The organism is Pseudochrobactrum lubricantis (assembly GCF_041929865.1).
GTDB classification, from domain to species: domain Bacteria; phylum Pseudomonadota; class Alphaproteobacteria; order Rhizobiales; family Rhizobiaceae; genus Pseudochrobactrum; species Pseudochrobactrum saccharolyticum.
Genome location: NZ_JBHEEE010000035.1, coordinates 1 through 2,496, shown reverse-complemented (window position 1 = coordinate 2,496; position 2,496 = coordinate 1). Strand labels below are relative to the sequence as shown.

The following is a 2,496-nucleotide window of genomic DNA, read 5'->3' as shown; positions in this document are numbered from 1 at the left end:
TGTTGATTTCCGGTAAGAACTGACCCAGTTTTTCCACCGAGAATTGACCCGCCTTTTAATTAATGTTCGGGTTTTTAGTTACGGTCAAGGTTGCTACTTCTCCTTTGCTCGTTTTGGTTCCTGCGCGGAGCTATTTTTGAACCTGAAGCTGTCATTTCCGGTTTCGAGAATGTGACAGTGGTGCGTTAATCTATCGAGCAATGCAGTCGTCATTTTGGCATCACCAAACACACTTGCCCATTCACTGAAGCTAAGATTGGTTGTGATTATGACGCTCGTGCGCTCATAAAGCTTGCTGAGCAGATGGAATAGAAGTGCGCCACCTGATGCGCTGAATGGCAGATATCCAAGTTCATCAAGAATGACGAGATCAGAATAAATGAGCCGGTTGGCGATTTGCCCCGATTTGCCCTGGGCTTTTTCCTGCTCAAGTGCATTCACAAGTTCAACCGTTGAGAAGAACCGGACACGTTTGTGGTGGTGTTCAATCGCCTGGACACCAATAGCGGTGGCGATATGCGTTTTACCCGTGCCGGGTCCACCAACCAGAACGATGTTGTTTGCATCATTGAGAAAGTCACAGCGATGCAGCTGCTGGACCAATGCCTCGTTTATCTCACTGCTTGCGAAGTCAAAGCCGTTCAGATCACGGTAGGCTGGAAAGCGTGCAGTTTTGAGCTGATAGGCAACTGATCTGACTTCACGCTCTGCCGTTTCCGCCTTAAGCAGCTGTGACAGAACTGGAATAGCTGCCTCGAAAGCTGGCGACCCTTGTTCGGTGAGTTCACCAACTGCTTGTGCCATGCCATGCATCTTCAATTGCCGTAACATGATGACGATTGCACCACTCGCTGGATTATGACGCATGACGAGCCTCCGTCTTTCTCAAGGTGTCGTAGCGTTCGACATTGGCCTTGGGTTCATTGTTAAGGGTCAGTGCCTGCGGCGCATTAATCGGGGGTGGAATGAGAGATTTGCCGTCGACCAAACGGTGAAGCAAATTGAGGACATGTGTTTTTGTCGGCACTCCCGACTTCAACGCCATATCGACTGCCATAAGTACGGCCTGTTCATCATGCTGTAAGACGAGCGAAAGGATATCGACCATTTCCCTATCGCCGCCCGGCTTCTTCAACAGATGAAGCTGGAGTGTGCGAAACGCTTCAGGAAGCTCCGTGAAAGGAGCACCATTGCGCAATGCGCCGGGCTTTCGCTGAATGACCGACAAATAGTGCCGCCAATCATAGACGGTTTGACCTGGTGCTTCGTGAGAGCGATTGAAGATGCGTGAATGCTCGCAAATGATCTGCCCTTCAGCAGCGACCACGACACGATCAGGATAGACACGCAGGCTTACTGGACGATTGGCATAAGATGCTGGAACACTGTAACGCGTGCGATCCAAATGAACGAGGCAGGTCGGTGATACGCGCTTGGTATATTCGACAAAGCCATCAAAAGATCGGGAAACGGGCATAAGAGCCTGAACTTCTTCAGCCCAAAGATCGGCTATGCTGCCGCGCATTTTACCATGCGTTGTGGTTGCCCAGAAAAACCTGCAACGCTCTTCCAACCAGTCGTTCAGTTCATCCAGCGAAGCAAATCTTGGAACGGGTTGAAAGAACCGATGTCGTGCATCTTGTACATTCTTCTCAATCTGTCCCTTCTCCCAGCCCGATGCAGGATTGCAGAAGTCTGGTTCAAACAGATAATGACTAGCCATGGCCTGAAAGCGGATATTGACGTCACGCTCTTTGCCTCGACCGACCTTGTCGATGGCTGTGCGCATATTATCATAGATGCCGCGTCGTGGAATGCCACCAAGCACACGGAAGGCATGATTATGGGCATCAAACAACATCTCATGGGATTGTGTGAGATAGGCGCGAACGATAAAGGCTCTGGAATAACTTAGCTTTGTATGTGCTACCTGAAGCTTTGTCCGCTCATTGCCGATAACTGCCCAGTCTTCAGACCAGTCAAATTGAAATGCTTCTCCCGGCTCAAAGCTCAAAGGGACAAACGTACCGCGACCGGACGTCTGGTTGTGTATATGAAGATCGGCCTTCCATTCACGAGCAAACGCCGCAACACGGCTATAAGAACCTTCATAGCCCAAAACGACAAGGTCAGCGTGCAACTGCTTCACAGTGCGTTTTTGTTTGCGCGGTCTACGATCTTCAGACTTTAACCATGCTGTCAATCGGTCAGAAAAAGCATCGAGCTTGCTGGGTCTCTCAGGAGACTGAAACTTCGGCTCAACGCCATTGAGACGCAAGTACTTGCGGATGGTGTTCCGGGATAATCCCGTTCGTCGGGCTATCTCCCGGATTGATAGTTCGTCCCGGTAATGCCAGCGTCGGATAACGCTCAATAATGCCATGTCTATCACTCCATAGCCCTCGCTGTAAAAAACACGAGGGAAAGTTCAAACATGGGTCAATTCTAAATGGAAATATCTGCCCAAACTGGGTCAGTTCTCAGTGACAATCAACA

The 2,496-nt window shown here is 49.9% G+C and carries 2 protein-coding genes; both read right to left on the bottom strand.

Annotation, left to right across the window (positions count from 1 at the left end):
• Nucleotides 1–93: 93 nt before the first annotated feature.
• Complete coding sequence (gene istB, locus JNC80_RS19870; protein ID WP_376711404.1) at nucleotides 94–867, bottom strand: IS21-like element helper ATPase IstB; 774 nt, start codon at nucleotides 865–867, stop codon at nucleotides 94–96.
• Nucleotides 857–2,383, bottom strand: coding sequence for an IS21 family transposase (gene istA, locus JNC80_RS19865; RefSeq protein ID WP_376711403.1), 1,527 nt, complete (start codon nucleotides 2,381–2,383; stop codon nucleotides 857–859). Before istA ends, istB begins: the two co-directional genes overlap by 11 nt.
• Between the last annotated feature and the right edge of the window lie 113 nt (nucleotides 2,384–2,496).